This is a genomic window from Deinococcus depolymerans (genome assembly GCF_039522025.1).
In the GTDB taxonomy this organism is placed as follows: domain Bacteria; phylum Deinococcota; class Deinococci; order Deinococcales; family Deinococcaceae; genus Deinococcus; species Deinococcus depolymerans.
Window position 1 is genome coordinate 13,274 of sequence record NZ_BAAADB010000011.1, and the last position, 15,426, is coordinate 28,699.

At 70.1% G+C, this 15,426-nt stretch carries 14 protein-coding genes; 8 read left to right on the forward strand and 6 right to left on the reverse strand.

Features of this window, described 5'->3' with window-relative positions:
* The first annotated feature begins 36 nt into the window (after positions 1-36).
* Both aceE and aceF read left to right on the forward strand, forming a co-directional pair.
* A complete protein-coding gene (gene aceE, locus ABDZ66_RS06465) occupies positions 37-2,775 on the forward strand; it encodes a pyruvate dehydrogenase (acetyl-transferring), homodimeric type (protein ID WP_343757249.1) in 2,739 nt (912 codons plus the stop codon).
* A gap of 83 nt (positions 2,776-2,858) precedes the next feature.
* Positions 2,859-4,550: a dihydrolipoyllysine-residue acetyltransferase gene (gene aceF / locus ABDZ66_RS06470; protein WP_343757250.1), complete on the forward strand. Its 1,692-nt coding sequence runs from the start codon at positions 2,859-2,861 to the stop codon at positions 4,548-4,550.
* Positions 4,551-4,771: 221 nt separating this feature from the next.
* Here the strand turns inward: aceF and lepB are convergent, their stop codons facing one another.
* The 3 genes from lepB to ABDZ66_RS06485 are packed head-to-tail and all read right to left on the reverse strand — an operon-like array spanning position 4,772 to position 6,125.
* Positions 4,772-5,479 (reverse strand): signal peptidase I, encoded by a 708-nt coding sequence (lepB, locus tag ABDZ66_RS06475; protein WP_343757251.1) that lies wholly within the window; start codon positions 5,477-5,479, stop codon positions 4,772-4,774.
* Complete coding sequence (locus ABDZ66_RS06480) at positions 5,476-5,811, reverse strand: hypothetical protein (protein WP_343757252.1); 336 nt, start codon at positions 5,809-5,811, stop codon at positions 5,476-5,478. Before ABDZ66_RS06480 ends, lepB begins: the two co-directional genes overlap by 4 nt.
* Complete coding sequence (locus tag ABDZ66_RS06485; RefSeq protein ID WP_273987102.1) at positions 5,808-6,125, reverse strand: PadR family transcriptional regulator; 318 nt, start codon at positions 6,123-6,125, stop codon at positions 5,808-5,810. The genes ABDZ66_RS06480 and ABDZ66_RS06485 overlap by 4 nt, the downstream gene beginning before the upstream one ends.
* A gap of 100 nt (positions 6,126-6,225) precedes the next feature.
* Here ABDZ66_RS06485 and ABDZ66_RS06490 point away from each other — a divergent pair, with 100 nt between their 5' ends.
* The 3 genes from ABDZ66_RS06490 (at position 6,226) to ABDZ66_RS06500 (ending at position 8,060) form a co-directional block, all read left to right on the forward strand.
* Complete coding sequence (locus ABDZ66_RS06490) at positions 6,226-6,723, forward strand: DinB family protein (RefSeq protein ID WP_343757253.1); 498 nt, start codon at positions 6,226-6,228, stop codon at positions 6,721-6,723.
* A 69-nt stretch (positions 6,724-6,792) separates the two neighbouring features.
* Complete coding sequence (locus tag ABDZ66_RS06495; RefSeq protein ID WP_343757254.1) at positions 6,793-7,575, forward strand: FAD-binding domain-containing protein; 783 nt, start codon at positions 6,793-6,795, stop codon at positions 7,573-7,575.
* Positions 7,572-8,060 carry a deoxyribodipyrimidine photo-lyase gene (locus ABDZ66_RS06500; protein ID WP_343757255.1) on the forward strand — a complete coding sequence of 163 codons (489 nt, stop codon included), beginning with the start codon at positions 7,572-7,574 and terminating at the stop codon, positions 8,058-8,060. Before ABDZ66_RS06495 ends, ABDZ66_RS06500 begins: the two co-directional genes overlap by 4 nt.
* A gap of 111 nt (positions 8,061-8,171) precedes the next feature.
* Here the strand turns inward: ABDZ66_RS06500 and ABDZ66_RS06505 are convergent, their stop codons facing one another.
* Both ABDZ66_RS06505 and ABDZ66_RS06510 read right to left on the reverse strand, forming a co-directional pair.
* Complete coding sequence (locus ABDZ66_RS06505) at positions 8,172-8,342, reverse strand: hypothetical protein (RefSeq protein WP_343757256.1); 171 nt, start codon at positions 8,340-8,342, stop codon at positions 8,172-8,174.
* A gap of 69 nt (positions 8,343-8,411) precedes the next feature.
* Entirely contained in the window at positions 8,412-9,596 is a 1,185-nt protein-coding gene (locus ABDZ66_RS06510; protein ID WP_343757257.1) for a S8 family serine peptidase, read from the reverse strand.
* A 95-nt stretch (positions 9,597-9,691) separates the two neighbouring features.
* On the opposite strand from ABDZ66_RS06510, the gene ABDZ66_RS06515 reads away from it, so the two are divergent.
* The 3 genes from ABDZ66_RS06515 to ABDZ66_RS06525 all read left to right on the forward strand — a co-directional run bounded on the left by ABDZ66_RS06515 (position 9,692) and on the right by ABDZ66_RS06525 (position 12,714).
* Entirely contained in the window at positions 9,692-10,477 is a 786-nt protein-coding gene (locus tag ABDZ66_RS06515) for an SDR family NAD(P)-dependent oxidoreductase (RefSeq protein WP_343757258.1), read from the forward strand.
* A 157-nt stretch (positions 10,478-10,634) separates the two neighbouring features.
* Positions 10,635-11,552 carry an SDR family oxidoreductase gene (locus ABDZ66_RS06520; RefSeq protein ID WP_343757259.1) on the forward strand — a complete coding sequence of 306 codons (918 nt, stop codon included), beginning with the start codon at positions 10,635-10,637 and terminating at the stop codon, positions 11,550-11,552.
* Between the two features lie 106 nt (positions 11,553-11,658).
* On the forward strand, positions 11,659-12,714 hold the full coding sequence (locus ABDZ66_RS06525; RefSeq protein WP_425544412.1) for an App1 family protein phosphatidate phosphatase: 1,056 nt from the start codon (positions 11,659-11,661) through the stop codon (positions 12,712-12,714).
* Positions 12,715-12,843: 129 nt separating this feature from the next.
* Here ABDZ66_RS06525 and glgX read toward each other — a convergent pair whose 3' ends face one another.
* Positions 12,844-14,967 (reverse strand): glycogen debranching protein GlgX, encoded by a 2,124-nt coding sequence (gene glgX / locus ABDZ66_RS06530; RefSeq protein WP_343757261.1) that lies wholly within the window; start codon positions 14,965-14,967, stop codon positions 12,844-12,846.
* Positions 14,968-15,426: the final 459 nt, after the last annotated feature.

The window sequence follows — 15,426 nt, forward strand, 5'->3', positions numbered from 1 at the left end:
TGGAAGTGTGGAATGGGGAGGCCTATGCTGGGCAGCATGACCCAGTCTCCCAAGACCTCGGCACCCCCGAACCGTCCGCCGCGCGCCGGCATGAACGCGCAGGAGCGGCAGCAACTGAACACGGTCGAGACGCAGGAGTGGCTGGACTCCCTGGCGTACGTGTTCGCCGACGCCGGCGACAACCGCGCGGCGGAACTGCTCGAGGAACTCGACCACTACGCGTACTTCCACGGCGCGCCCATCACCTTCAAGCAGAACACCCCGTACATCAACACCATCGACGTCGAGGCGCAGCCCGAGTACCCCGGCGACCCCGAGATCGAACGCAAGATCCGCAACATCATCCGCTGGAACGCCGTGGTCATGGTCATCAAAGCCAACAAGAAGAGCGACGGCATCGGCGGGCACCTGTCCACCTACGCCAGCGCCGCCGAGCTGCTGGAGGTGGGCTTCAACCACTTCTTCCGCGGGCACGGCGCCGGACAGGACCGCGACCTGATCTTCTACCAGGGGCACGCCAGCCCCGGCGTGTACGCCCGAAGCTTCCTGGAAGGCCGTTTCGACGAGGCCCGCATGAACCGCTTCCGCCGCGAACTGCAACCCGAGGGCGCGGGCCTGAGCTCCTACCCGCACCCCTGGCTGATGCCCGACTACTGGGAGTTCCCGACCGTCAGCATGGGCCTGGGTCCCATCCAGGCGATCTACCAGGCGCGCTTCATCAAGTACCTGGAAAACCGCGAACTGAAACCCAGGGGCGACGCCAAGGTCTGGGCGTTCCTCGGGGACGGCGAGATGGACGAACCGCAGAGCATCGGCGCGATCAGATTTGCCGCGTACGAGAACCTCGACAACCTGATCTTCGTGCTGAACGCCAACCTCCAGCGTCTCGACGGCCCGGTGCGCGCGAACTCCAAGGTCATCCAGGAATTCGAGGCGCTGTTCCGCGGCGCCGGCTGGAACGTCATCAAGGTCATCTGGGACAGCAAGTGGGACGAACTGCTCCAGAAGGACTACAACGGCACCATCGTCAAACGCTTCGAACTGCTCGTGGACGGCGAATCGCAGCGCTACGCGGCCTTCGGCGGGAAGGAACTGCGCGAGAAGTTCTTCAACACCCCGGAACTCAAGGCACTCATTGAAGGCTGGAGCGACGCCGACCTGGAACTCCTGAACCGCGGCGGGCACGACATCCACAAGATCTACGCCGCGTACAAGGCCGCCACCGAACACAAGGGCAGCCCCACCATCATCATTCCGCGCACCATCAAGGGCTACGGCCTCGGCGAGAGTGCCCAGGCCCGCAACGTCGCCCACCAGGTCAAGAAACTGGACTTCCACACCCTCAAGGACCTGCGCGACACGCTGGAACTCCCCCTGACCGACGAGCAGGTCGAGCACATGGAGTACTACCACCCCGGCCCGGACAGCCCGGAAGTCAAGTACGCCCTCGAACGCCGCGCCGCGCTCGGCGGCCCGATTCCCGCCCGCCGGGTCGAGTACCCGCACCCCACCATCCCGAACGGCGAGTTCTACGAGGAGTTCGCCAAGGGCAGCGGCGACCGTCAGGTGAGCACCACCATGGCCGCCGTGCAGATCATCAGCAAACTGCTGCGCGACAAGGAGATCGGCAAACTGATCGTGCCCATCGTGCCCGACGAGGCCCGCACCTTCGGCATGGACGCCCTGGTGCCCCGCATCGGCATCTACTCCCCGCGCGGCCAGACGTACACGCCCGTCGACAGTGGCAGCCTGATGGCCTACAAGGAAAGCGTGAACGGCCAGATGCTGGAAGAAGGCATCACCGAGGACGGCGCGATGGCCTCCTGGATCGCCGCCGGCACCGCGTACGCCAACCACGGCGTGCCCACCATCCCGTTCTTCGTGCTGTACTCCATGTTCGGCATGCAGCGCGTCGGTGACCTCGTGTGGGCCGCCGCCGACCAGCGCGCCCGCGGCTTCATCCTGGGCGCCACCGCCGGGCGCACCACCCTGGCCGGCGAGGGCCTGCAACACCAGGACGGCAACAGCCACCTGCAGGCGTACGTCGTGCCCAACCTGAAAACCTACGACCCGGCCTTCGCGTACGAACTGGCCGTGATCATCGAGAGCGGCATCCAGCGCATGTACGTGGACGGCATCGACGAGTTCTACTACGTCACCGTCGACAACGAGAACGAACTCCAGCCCGCCATGCCCGCTGACCGCAGCCACGAGGAGATCCGCGAGGGCATCGTGCGCGGCCTGTACCGCCTGCAGAAGAGCGCCCACAAGGGCAAACTCCGGGCCCAGATCCTCGCGGGCGGCCCCGCCATGGGCGCCGCGCAGGAAGCCGTCAAGGCCCTCGAGGCGTACGGCGTGGCCGCCGACCTGTGGAGCGTGACCAGCTACAAGGAACTCCACCAGGACGCCCTGCTCGCCCAGCGGCACAACATGCTGCACCCCACCGAGGAACCCCGCGTGCCGTACGTGGCGCAGCAGCTGAGCAGGGAGAACGCCCCCGGCGTCCTGATCAGTGTCAGCGACTACATGAAACTCGGCGCGGACGGCCTGAACGGCCACCTGGACCGCAAACTCTGGACGCTGGGCACCGACGGCTTCGGCCGCAGCGAGGCCCGCGAGGAACTCCGCGACTTCTTCGAGGTCGACGCCAAGCACGTCGTCCTGGCCACCCTGTACGCCCTGCAACGCGACGGCAAGATCAAGGGCGACGTCGTCGCCAAGGCGATCGCCGACCTGGGCATCGACCCGGAACGCGACGCCCCCGTCCTGCGCTAAAGGTTGAACGTTGATGGAGGAGCGCAGCGCTCTGTCAACTTTCAACCTTCGACCATCAACCCCTCTCCGAAGGAGAACCCATCATGGCGACTGAACTGAAACTCCCCGACGTGGGCGACAACATCGAGCAGGGCACGGTCGTGACCGTGCTGATCAAGGCGGGCGACACCGTCACCGAGGGCCAGCCCATCATCGAGATCGAGACCGACAAGGCCGTCGTCGAGGTGCCCGCCGAGGCCGCCGGCACCGTGGAAGCCGTGAACGTGACCGTGGGCGACACCGTGAAGGTCGGCGGCGTGATCGCCACCCTGGGCGGCGCCAGCACCCAGGCCGCCCCCGCGAGCGCCCCGGTCGACGCGACCGACACCGCCAGCAGCGAGCAGGTCGCGCAGGCACAGCAGGCCTCCCAGCAAGAGCAGGCCGCCGACACCGCCCCGAGCGCCCCCGCGAGCGCCCCGGCCAGCGGCGGCGCACAGATCACCCTGCCGGACGTGGGTGACAACATCGAACAGGGCACCGTCGTGACCGTGCTCGTCAAGGCGGGCGACACCGTCACCGAGGGCCAGCCCGTCATCGAGATCGAGACCGACAAGGCCGTCGTCGAGGTGCCCGCCAACGCGGGCGGCACCGTGCAGAGCGTCAGCGTGAACGTGGGCGACACCGTGAAGGTCGGCGGCGTGATCGCCACCCTCGGCGGCAGCGCCCCGGCCGCGCCCGCTGCTGCTCCCGCGCCCGCCCCGGCGGCACCCTCCGCCCCTGCCGCCGCACCGGCCCAGCCCGCCGGAGCGCCCGCCGCGCAGGCCGCCGCCCCCAGGCAGTCCGGCACGCAGAACCCCCAGACCTTCGACGGCCGCAGCGTCGTTCCCGCCGCGCCCAGCGTCCGCCGCCTCGCCCGTGAACTCGGCGTGGACATTCACGCCGTGCAGGGCACCGGCATCGCCGGCCGCATCAGCGAGGAGGACGTGCGCCGCACCGGCGGCACCCCCACCGTCACCGCGCCCGCCGCCGCGCAGGCCAGCGCACCTGCCGCCACGCCCGCCGTGGCCGCCGCGCCCCTCCCCAACTTCGAGAAGTGGGGCCGCGTGACCCGCGAGGACATGAGCGGCATCCGCAAGGCCACCGTGCGCTCCATGACCGCCAGCACCGCGATCCCCATGGTCACGCACTTCGACAAGGCCGACGTGACCCTGATGGAAGAGACCCGCAAACGCTTCGGCGCGCGCGTCGAGAAGGCCGGCGGCAAACTCACCATGACCCACATCCTGATGAAGGTCGTCGCGAACGCCCTGCGTCAGTTCCCCAAATTCGGCGCCAGCCTCGACCTCGACGCCCAGCAGGTCATCTACAAGGACTTCGTGAACATCGGCGTCGCCGTCGACACGCCCGTCGGCCTGCTCGTCCCCGTCGTCAAGGACGCCGACCGCAAGAGCATCACCGAACTCGTCCTCGAACTGAGCGAACTCGCCGGCAAGGCCCGCGACCGCAAACTCAAACCCGACGAGATGCAGGGCGCCACCTTCACGATTTCCAACCTCGGCGGGATCGGCGGACACGCCTTCACGCCCATCGTGAACAGCCCCGAAGTCGCCATCCTCGGCGTGAGCCGCGGCGGCATGGAACCCGTCTGGAACAAGGAAACGGGCGCGTTCGAACCCCGCAACATGCTCCCCCTCAGCCTCACCTACGACCACCGCCTGATCGACGGCGCCGACGCCGCCCGCTTCGTGCGCTTCATCTGCGAAAGCCTCGAAGACCCCTTCCTGATCTCGCTGTAATACGGACTCCGATTGAATGGGCTGCAAAGCCCGTTCAATCCGGGCGAAGCGAGTGGGAGCTGGGCGGGTTCCGGACATGGAGTCGGCAATCCGGTGAAGTTCCGGATTGTAGGCGAAACAAACGGAATCCGTATAAGACAGGCCGATGGCAGAAGGCTGAAGGCAAGACAGCACCCCCGTCCGAGTGGCGGGGGTGCTGGCATGTCGTTCCGGAGGATGGGTCAGGGCAGGAGCAGACGCGGATTCCACTGCTGCGGGCCGCCTGTCTTCACGCGCTGCTCGGGGTGCGGCTGGCCGTTGCAGGGGGGCGCGGCCTCACTGGTGACACTCAGGGGCCAGACGCTGGCGACGGCGCGTCCGGCGATGTCGGCGGTGCCGACCGGGCCGAATACGCGGCTGTCGCGGCTGCCGCCGGGGCTGCGGTTGTCGCCCAGCACGAAGTACGTTCCGGCCGGGACGGTGACGGGCGGCGTGTTCGCCAGGGGGCTGGTCGTGTCGTGGCACGCCCCACTCCAGTAGGCGGTGGTGCGGGGTTCGTTCAGGGGGTGGCCGTTCACGGTGACGCGGCCCTGCGTGACCTGTACGGTGTCGCCGGGCAGTCCGATCACCCGCTTGACGAGGTACGGACGGTACGCCCAGGGAAGGGTGAGTCCCCGGTACGTGCGGGTCCACTCCTGGGTGGCGGTGCGGGGTGATTTGAACACCACGACGTCACCCCGACCGTAGCTGCCGACGCCCAGGGTGTGCGCCCCCCCTTCGATTTTCGGGACGAGCAGCGTTTCGCCGTGGCGCAGGCCGGGCAGCATGCTCACGCCGTCCACGCGCACGGCGGTCGCGCCGAACTGCGTCAGCAGCAGCGCGAAGGCCAGCGGGGACAGCCAGTCGCGCCACAGGCGGGTCAGGCGACTGTCCTGGCGGGCGGCGGTCATGGCTGCGCCTGCGTGGTCGTGGGGGTGGGTGCGGCTGGGTGAGTGCCCTGGAGGGCGTACGCGGCCCCGCCCAGCAGGCCGGCGGCCAGCAGCCAGCGCAGCGCCAGTCCCAGTGTGTGCGTGCGCGCAAAGCGCAGCGCGGCGGGCAGGGCCGGTCCAGCCTCACTCAGGGCGGCGGTCCAGGCGTCGGTTTCGGTCAGGCCGCGCAGGCGGGCGTCGAGCATGCTCTGGTGCAGGTTCCCGTGCAGTTCCGCCCTGACCCTCCGGGCGGCGGTGGGTGGCAGCAACCGCGTCACGCGGCGCAGGTACGCCTGAACGGCGGGCGGGGTCACCAGAGGCTCCGCAGGGCCGCATCGAAGGCGCGGTACGAGTCACGTCTGCGGCGCAGTTCGGCGCGGCCCGCGTCGGTCAGGGTGTACGTGCGGACCGGGGGGCCGCCACGGGCGGGGGTCGTCTCGGCGGCGCTCAGGAACCCGCCCTTTTCCAGGCGGTGCAGGGCCGGGTACAGGCTCCCGGCGTTCAGGGTGATGCTGCCCTCCGTGACGGCGCTGACGCGCTTGGCGATGTCCTGGCCGTAGCCGCCCTCGCGTTCCAGGACGCTCAGGAGGATCAGGTCCAGGTTGCCCTTGAACAGGTTCGTATCCACGAGTATCAGTGTCTGATATCAGAATGTGAGTATGATGGGCCAGCCATGCATAGTGGTGGGGCCTGTGTCCGTGGGATCTGCGTGTCCTTACACTCACGGCATGAATCCTGACCTCGGTTCCCTCTACGCCTGGGTGAAGGTCTCACGCGAGCGGGTGTTCGCGTGGGCGGAGGCGCTGCCGGACGGCGTGTACACCCTGGAGGGCTCCGAGTTCGCGTTCGGCAGCCTGCGGAACGTGCAGGCGCACGTGGCCGGGTGTTACCGGGTGTGGGTGGGCGCGCGGGGCCTGCGAGAGGACGTGGGCGGCCCGGACCCGGCGAGCGTACCGGACGTGACCGCCATGCGCCGCGTGTTCGCGGACGTGGACAGCATGATGGAGCGGGCGCTGGACACCTTCGCGGCGCCGGATGAAGCGTTCGATCTGGTCCTGCCGGGCGAGGTGCTGAGGGTCACGCAGCGGTGGCTGGTCATGCACCCGGTCACGCACGAGTTTCATCACAAGGGCCAGATGCTGACGATGGGACGCGTGCTGGGGTTCCCGTACCCGCCGGGGCCAGACACGGACCTGGGCCTGCCGGGCGAGGTGCCGGGAGGCTGACCCTTCACCTGCCCGCGCGCTGTGCCGGGCCGTACGGTGTGCGGTGGCGTGGGCGGCGATGCTGACCGCATGACCGATGCCCTGCGCCTGCCGCCCGACCTGCCGGACGATCAGCTGCCCCGCGTGCTGGGCGAGGCCCTGACCGGCCTGTACACGGGCGAGCCGCGCCTCCCGGCCCGCGCGGGCGGCCGCACGGCGGGACTGGCCGCCCTGCACGCCTGGACGGGCGAGGGGTACGCGGGCCGCAACTTCCTGGGTGGGAACGTGTCGCGCCTGAGCATGTACCTGCGGCACGGCATGCTGGGCCTGCGCGAGGTCGCCGCGCACGCCCGCGCCGTCATGCGGGGCCGCGAGCGGGACGAGTTCCTGCGGCAGTTGACCTGGGCGGAATTCTACCGGCTGGTGCTGCGCCAGGAGGGCGCGCGGGTCCTGGGGAACCTGGAGGACCCCAAGTACCCGGCCCGCTGGACGGGCACCCTGCCGGACGACGTGCGTGGGGCCCGCACCGGGCTGCCCTGCGCGGACGCCTGGGTCACGCACCTGATCCGGGACGGGTGGCTGCACAACCACGAGCGGCTGTGGTTCGCGGCGTACCTGGTGCACTGGCGCGGCGTGGACTGGCGGGCCGGGTACGCCCTGTTCCGCGAGCACCTGCTCGACGGGGACATTGCCAACAATGCCCTGTCGTGGCAGTGGGTGGCGAGCACCTTCAGCAACAAGCCGTACTTCATGAATCAGGAGAACATCGACCGCTTCAGCGGCGGCCGGTGGTGCCGCACCTGCCGGGCCGCGTGTCCGTTCCGCGCCTCGTACGGGGAACTCGAAACGCAGTTGTTCGGGACGCAGCCGTGACCGCCGCCCAGGTCCGCCGGGTCGTGTGGGTTCACGGGGACAGCCTGTCCGTCACGGACCCGGCCCTGAGCGCCTGCCCGGACGCCCCGGCGCTGTTCGTGTTCGACCGTCCGTTCCTTCAGGCGGTGCCGGTCGCGTTTCCGCGTCTGGCGTTCATGTACCAGGGTGTGCGGGACCTCGCCGCGCACCGCCCCGGCCCGACCGAGCTCCGGGTGGGGGCCGTGCCGGACGAACTCGCCGCCTTCGCCGCCGCGCACCACGCCGCCGAGCTGCACGTCACCCGCAACTTCACGCCGGACTTTGCGCGCATCGTGGACGGCCTGCGCGCCGCCCGCCCGGACCTGCGAGTCGTCATTCACGAACCGGAACGCCTGACCAGCTTCGACGGCCCGCTGCGGCGCTTCTTCGGTTTCTGGAAGAAGGTGGAACGCGAGGTGCTGCACGGCGAACCCGCCCCGGACTTCCCCCGGCGCGGCCACCGCTAGAACCCCTTAGACGGACTCCGGTTGAATGGGTGACCAACACCGTTCCATCCGGGCGTGGCGTTGGCAATCCGGCGGATGGGTGGGGGGAGGGCGAAACAATCGGAACCCGGATTACTTGCCGTGGCGGGTCAGACGCCAGAGGGTCACGCCGTTGCTGATCAGCAGGATCACGCTCAGGCCGACCATGGGCCACTCCTGCCGGGTGCCGAAACGGATGGCGAGGATGGCCCAGCCGCACATCAGCGCGGCGACCAGCCAGATGCGCCACGCGGGCGCGTTCACTGTTCGAACCTCATGCGTTCAGGGTAGCGGGTGGGGTGGGGGCCGCGCGTCCCGCCAGCCACGGTACGTTCACTTCCCCAGGCTGCTGGACAGCGCGCTGTTCAGGGCGGCCTCGGCGTTCAGGGTGCCGGCGCCGCAGCTGCGGGCGGGTTGCGGGTCGCAGTTGCCGCCGGGGAAGGGCGCGGCGGTGGACGTCAGGATGCGGCGCAGCGAGGCGGGTGTCAGGTTGGGCCGCACGCCCAGCAGCAGGCTGGCGACACCCGTCACGTGCGGCGCGGCGAGGCTGGTGCCGTTCGGGTCGCGCACGCCGCCCGCGCCGCTGACGCTGCTGACGGTCACGCCGTGCCCGACCTCCCCGCCGGGCGCGGCGAGGGCCACGCTGCGGCCCCAGTTGGCGTACGCGGGCCGCGCGCCCTGCGCGGTGACGCTGGTGACGGTCAGGACGCTGCGGCACCCGGCGGGCGAGTACCCCCCGGCGTCCGCGCCGTCGTTCGCGGCCCCGGCGATCACCAGTGCGCCGCGCGCGGTCACGGCGTCCACGGCGGCCTGCACGCGCGGGTCGCAGCGGGTCAGGGGAATGAAATCCGCGAACAGGCTGAGGTTCAGCAGCCGCGCCGGGTTCGGGTTGCTGGGTGCGCCCGGCACGGGCAGGCCTGCCGCCCACTTCAGGCCGTCCACGAGGTCCGGCACGTCGATCTGCCCGTCGGTGCCTGCCACGCGCACGTGCACGACGCGGGCGCGTGGGTTCAGGCCGGCCATGCCGCGCCCGTCGTGCGCGGCGGCGATGATGTTCGCCACGACCTCGCCGTGGAAGGCGTAGGGTCCGACGCCGCTGGCGTCGGCGTCCCGGCCGCCGCCGTCCCCGGCGCGGGCGGGATCGCTCACGAAGTCGTGGCCGTTCACGGCGCGGCCCGCGAGTTCCGGGCTGTTCACGAAGCCCGTGTCCAGCACGGCGACCGTCACGGGTTTCGCCGCCTGCACGCCGCTCAGCGCCCACGCCTGCGGCGCGCGGATGACCGGCAGCGTCCACTGCTGCGCGAACAGCGGGTCGCTGGGAGCGCTGGCCGCCCGGACCGGCTGGGCTGGCTGTGTGGCCGGCTGCGGCAGGACCGGCCGGGCGGGGGTGGGGCGCGCGGGCGCGCCGACCGGAGCGATCTCCGGCAGGGCGGGCAGGGCGGGGACGTTCAGGGCCGAGGCGGGCAGGCTGCCCAGCAGCGTGAGGCCCAGGCGGGACAGGAAGTGGGCGCGGCGCATCCCCCCAGTGTCGGGGGCTTGCCTGACGGGCAGCTGAGCGGCGCTTGGGGATACCATCACCTCATGTCACAGCCCCGCACGTCACAGGCCGCGTCATGACGGCCCCCACCCCCCCGTGGAACACGGCCCGCCCGGTGGTGGTCCTGACCGGCGCGTCCAGCGGGATCGGTCTGGCCACCGCCACGGAACTCGCCGCGCTGGGCTACGCGCTGGTGCTCGCCGCGCGCCGTGAGGACGAACTGCTTGCCCTGGCCCGCCGCCTCGACCCGTCCGGGCACCGCGTGATCGCCGTGCCGACCGACGTGACCGACGCTGGTTCGCGCCGCGCCCTGATCGCCGCCGCGCACGCCCACTTCGGGCGGATCGACGTGCTGATCAACAACGCGGGCGTCACGGTCGAGCGAGGCTGGTGGTGGGACGACCCGGACCCGCTGCGCGTCCTGCGCGTGAACCTCGACGCGCCCATCGAGTTGACCCGGCTGGTCCTGCCCGAGATGCGCGGGCGGGGCAGCGGGCACGTCGTGAACATCGGCTCGGTGGCCGGGCAGGCCGCCACGAACGGCATGTACTCCGCGAGCAAGTACGGCGTCCGGGGCTTCAGCCTCGGGTTGCGCCGCGAACTGCTCGGCAGCGGCGTGCACGTCAGCCTCGTCTCGCCGGGCTTCGTGCGGAGCGAGATGACCGCCCGCGCCCGCCTGCCCATGCCCGGCCCGGAAGTCGTGGCGCGCGCCGTGGCGGGTGTGCTGCTGCGGCCCCGCCGCGAGGTGATCGTGCCCCGCCTCTACCACCTGTTCGCGTGGCTCGACCGGCGCTTCCCGGCCCTGGGTGACCGCGTGGTGCGCCGGCTGATCGTGCGGCGCTACGACCACACCGGGAAGTAGGCCGGGAGTGGGTGCGGCTTGACAGGGGCGATCGGGTTGCCCGCACGCTGCCACCCATCACCCATGAGCGGCGCGTCAAGGTGGGCCTTACGTCGGGCCAAGTGGGGTTCATGGGCGGGTCACGCGGTGGGTGGGTGTGGGGGGGGAGGCTGGGGGCATGAGTGATCAGGATGCCCGCCAGAGCCAGCCGCAATTCGAGATGCAGGACCCCCGCGCGCAGTACCCGGCCCCGCCGTTCCCGCGTCAGCCGCAGGACGCGCCGGGCCTCGCGTCGGCCATGCAGCCCCTGCCGGATCACGGCGAGGACAGTTACGTCGGCCTGGGCCGCCTGCAGGGCCGCCGGGCGTTGATCACGGGCGCGGACTCCGGCATCGGGCGGGCCGTGGCGATCGCCTTCGCCCGTGAGGGCGCGGACGTCGCCCTGAGCTACCTGCCGCAGGAGGAGCAGGACGCGCGGGAGGTCGTGGCGCTGATTGAGGCGGCGGGCCGCAAAGCTGTGGCGCTGCCGGGCGACATCACCGACGAGGCGTTCAGCCGCGGCCTCGTCACGCGGGCCGTGCAGGAGCTGGGCGGGCTGGACATCCTGGTGAACAACGCCGGGAAGCAGGTGTCGCAGCCGGGCATCGCGGACATCACGACCGAGCAGTTCGACCTGACGTTCCGCACGAACGTGTACGCCATGTTCTGGCTCACGCAGGAGGCCGTCCGGCACATGGGCGCGGGCGCCAGCATCATCAACACGACCAGCATCCAGGCGTACCGGCCCAGCCCCAACCTGCTGGACTACGCGAGCACCAAGGCGGCCATCGTGGCGTTCACGCAGGCGCTCGCGCAGCAACTGGGTGCGCGCGGCATCCGCGTGAACGCGGTCGCGCCCGGCCCGTTCTGGACGCCCCTGCAACCCAGCGGCGGGCAGCCGCAGGAGAAGGTCATGCAGTTCGGCAAGGACACCCCGCTGGGCCGCCCCGGCCAGCCGGCCGAACTGGCCGCCATGTACGTGTTCCTGGCGTCGCAGGAGAGCAGTTACACCAGCGGCAGCACGCTCGGCGCGACCGGCGGGATGGTCCTGTTCTGAACGCCGCGCCGGGTGAGGACCGCCCCCCCATCCTGACGGTCGCGGGCCGGGCCGTTACACTGGGCGGGTGAATCCAGTAACGACTGCGTTCAAGACCCTGCAGCCCATGCTGGAGCGCGCCCTGCTGGCGGCCGATCAGGCGTTCAGTACCTTCATCCAGCCGCGCCGGGCCCGCGGGAAGCTGCTGCTGCAGCCGTACGTGGGCTGGGGCACGCCCGCCCAGGTGGAACTGATGGGCCGGGTGCTGCTGCCGCGCACCATGCAGCCCGCCCGCAAGGGGGACCGCCGCCTGCGGAACGCGCAGAACGTCCTGCGCCGCCTGCTGTCCCGCGAGGTGGGCGGCGTGACGGTCACGGGCACCCTCGACGGTCAGCAGGTCAGCGCCATCAGCGACGCCGACGGGTACTTCACGCTGATCTTCACGCCGCAGGTGCCGCTGCCCGGCGGGTGGCATCAGGCGGCCCTGACGCTCGAAGGCCGGGACGTGACCGCCACGGCGCGCGTGCAGGTCGTCGCGGACGCCCGCTTCGGCGTGATCAGCGACCTCGACGACACGGTCATCCAGTCGGACGTGACCAGCCTGCCGCGCATGCTCGCCACCGTCCTGACCGGCAACGCCCGCACAAGGTTGCCGTTCCCCGGCGTCGGCGCCCTGTACCGCGCCCTGACCCGCGACGGCGAGGCCCGCAACCCGATCTTCTACGTGTCCAGCAGCCCCTGGAATTTCTTCGACCTGCTGTGGCAGTTCCTGGATTACCGCCGCATTCCGCTGGGGCCGATGTTCCTTCGCAACTGGGGCGTGGACCTGCTCGGCGGGCACGGCGGGTACAAGCACGGCGTGATCGAACGGATCTTCACGCGCTTCCCGGACCTGAACTTCGTGCTGATCGGTGACAGCGGCGAGAAGGACCCGGAAATCTACGCCGAGGTCGTGCGCCGCCACCCGGGCCGCGTGCTGGCCGTGTACATCCGCGACGTGACCGAGGGCGCCCGTGACAGCGGCGTCCTGAAACTCCGCGAGGAGGTCCGCAGGACCGGCGCGGACCTCGTGCTGGCCGCCGACAGCCTGAACGCCGCCAGTCACGCCATGGCCATGGGCCTGATCACTGCCGGCGAGTACCGCAGCGTCCTGACCAGCGTGGCCCGCACCTACGAGACCTGAAGCAGACGGAACCCGCTTCGGCTCCCGCTCGCTCTGCGGCGCAGCTCTACGGGTCGCATCCGCTCGGATTGAACGGCTTTGTAAGCCATTCAATCCGAGTCCGTATGACTGCTCTGTCCCGGATGGGGGTTACGGGCGGGGGCAGCGGTACAGTTTGACGCTGCGGGCCTGCAGGTTCGTTTCCTGGCCGGCCGTCACGGTCTCGCGGGCCTGATCGTCGCCCGTGTCGAGCAGCAGTTCCCAGTGCTGGCAGCCGGCGAGGTCCGGCAGCGTGAACGGCAGGTCCACGTGCGAGGCGTTCAGCAGCAGCAGCAGGTGGTCGTCCAGCAGCGGCCGGCCCTGGCTGTCCAGGTCGTCCAGGCCGTTGCCGTCCAGGAAGATGCCCATGCTCTGCGTCTGGGGGTTGTTCCAGTCCTCGTCGCTCATCTCGGCGCCGTCGAAGCGCAGCCAGACGATGTCCCGCACGTTCTCGCCGCGGATGGTGCGGCCGCTGAAGAATTTGCGGCGGTGCAGGGCCGGGTGCGCCTTGCGCAGCGCGATGACCTTCTTCGTGAAGGCCAGCAGGCCCTCGTCGAGGTTCGCCCAGTCGTACCAGCTGATCTCGTTGTCCTGGCAGTAGGCGTTGTTGTTGCCGCCCTGGGTGCGGCCGATCTCGTCGCCGCCCAGCAGCATCGGGGTGCCCTGCCCGAGCAGCAGGGTCGCCAGGAAGTTGCGCTGCTGGCGGGCGCGCAGCGCGTTGATCTCGGTGTCGTCGGTCTCGCCTTCGACGCCGCAGTTCCAGGTGATGTTGTGGTTGTGGCCGTCGTTGCCGCCTTCCTGGTTGGCGTCGTTGTGTTTCTGCTCGTACGTGACGGTGTCACGCAGCGTGAAGCCGTCGTGGGCGGTCACGAAGTTGATGCTGGCGTACGGTTTGCGGCCGTCGTTCTGGTACAGGTCGCTGCTGCCGGTCAGGCGGTACCCGATCTCGGAGGCCAGGCCGCCGTCGCCCTTCCAGAAGGCGCGCATGTCGTCGCGGTAGATGCCGTTCCACTCGGCCCAGTTCACGGGGAAGTTCCCGACCTGGTAGCCGCCCTCACCGACGTCCCAGGGTTCGGCGATCAGTTTCACCTGACTGATGACCGGGTCCTGGTGGATGATCGTGAAGAAGCCCGAGAGCTGATCGACCTCGTGCAGGCCGCGTGCCAGGGTGCTGGCGAGGTCGAAGCGGAAACCGTCGACGTGCATCTCGGTGACCCAGTAACGCAGGCTGTCCATGATCAGCTGCAGCGTCTGCGGGTGGCGGACGTTCAGGCTGTTGCCGGTGCCGGTGTAATCGAAGTAGAAGCGCGGGTCCTCGGCCACCAGCCGGTAGTACGTGGGGTTGTCGATGCCCTTGAAGGACATGGTCGGGCCCATGTGGTTGCCCTCGGCGGTGTGGTTGTACACGACGTCCAGGATGACCTCGATGCCGGATTCGTGCAGCGCCTTGACCATCTGCTTGAATTCGTCCACGGCCCCGGCGGGGTTGCCCCTGCGGGCCTCGGCGCTGTAGCGCACGTCCGGCGCGAAGAACGACAGGGTGCTGTACCCCCAGTAGTTGGTGAGGCCCTTGTCGAGCAGGAAGGGGTCGTCCACGTGCTGGTGCACGGGCATCAGTTCGATGCTGGTGATGCCCAGTTCACGCAGGTAGAACAGGATGGGTTCGGTGGCGATCCCGGCGTAGGTGCCGCGCAGTTCGTCCGGCACGTCCGGGTGGGTCATGGTGAGGCCCTTGACGTGCGCCTCGTAGATCACGGCCTGATGGAACGGGATCTCGGGGCGGCGGCTGTTTCCCCAGTCGAAGCTGGGGTCCACGACGATGCCCAGCGGCGCGCCCCGCTGCTCCTGCTGCTGCATGACGCTGTCGTCCTCGCCCGGCACGTACCCGAACACACCCTCGTCGAAGCGTTCGGTGCCGTCGAGCGCCTTGGCGTAGGGATCGAGCAGCACGACGTTCGGGTTGAAGCGCAGGCCGCGTTCCGGGGCGTACTCGCCGTGCACGCGGTAGCCGTAGCGCTGGCCCGGCTGCACGCCGGGCAGGTAGGCGTGCCACACGAAGGCGGTCTGCTCGCGCAGCGGCAGGCGGGTCTCGCGGCCCTGCTCGTCGAACAGGCACAGTTCCACGCCGCTGGCGTTCTCGGAGTACAGGGCGAAGTTGGTGCCCTGGCCGTCCCAGGTGGCTCCCAGGGGATAGGGGCGGCCGGGACGCAGGTGGGGCTGGGTGGGGGTCGTCATGTGCGTGAATCTCCTTTGGGAAGCCGTGCCTTCCCGCACTGCGTCGGGCGTGGGGCAGGGTGTTCAGGCAGTGGATGGGGCAGGGGAGCAGGGGTGCGCGGCGGCTCGGCGACCGGGAGCCGCACGCGGCGGCGCCAGGGGCGCCTGTGTGGAAACGTTACCAGATGCTCCCGGGATTCCTGTACAGCGCGGCACAAAACCAAGTGACGCTCAAGGGACCTCTCATGGCCCTCACGCACGGGCACGCGGCGGGGCGCCAGCGCCCGGATCATCGGCCGTTCAGACGGACTCCGATGGACTGGCGTGCAACGCCGCCGGGTCCGGGCGGATGCGACCCGGAGAGCTGCCCTGCAGAGCAGGAGAGAAACGCCCCTCCGGACGTGGAGTCGGCAACCCGGTGCTGTTCCGGGTGGTGAACGAAACAGACGGAAGCCGTATCAGGACGCCGCCCCTGCCCGG

Coding starts and splice junctions, on each gene's coding strand:
- ABDZ66_RS06525 (WP_425544412.1), top strand. CDS start 11,659: ATGCTGGAGCGCGCCCTGCTGGCGGCCGATCAGGCGTTCAGTACCTTC.
- ABDZ66_RS06515 (WP_343757258.1), top strand. CDS start 9,692: ATGACGGCCCCCACCCCCCCGTGGAACACGGCCCGCCCGGTGGTGGTC.
- ABDZ66_RS06520 (WP_343757259.1), top strand. CDS start 10,635: ATGAGTGATCAGGATGCCCGCCAGAGCCAGCCGCAATTCGAGATGCAG.
- ABDZ66_RS06495 (WP_343757254.1), top strand. CDS start 6,793: ATGACCGATGCCCTGCGCCTGCCGCCCGACCTGCCGGACGATCAGCTG.
- ABDZ66_RS06510 (WP_343757257.1), bottom strand. CDS start 9,596: ATGCGCCGCGCCCACTTCCTGTCCCGCCTGGGCCTCACGCTGCTGGGC.
- ABDZ66_RS06490 (WP_343757253.1), top strand. CDS start 6,226: ATGAATCCTGACCTCGGTTCCCTCTACGCCTGGGTGAAGGTCTCACGC.
- aceE (WP_343757249.1), top strand. CDS start 37: ATGACCCAGTCTCCCAAGACCTCGGCACCCCCGAACCGTCCGCCGCGC.
- lepB (WP_343757251.1), bottom strand. CDS start 5,479: ATGACCGCCGCCCGCCAGGACAGTCGCCTGACCCGCCTGTGGCGCGAC.
- glgX (WP_343757261.1), bottom strand. CDS start 14,967: ATGACGACCCCCACCCAGCCCCACCTGCGTCCCGGCCGCCCCTATCCC.
- aceF (WP_343757250.1), top strand. CDS start 2,859: ATGGCGACTGAACTGAAACTCCCCGACGTGGGCGACAACATCGAGCAG.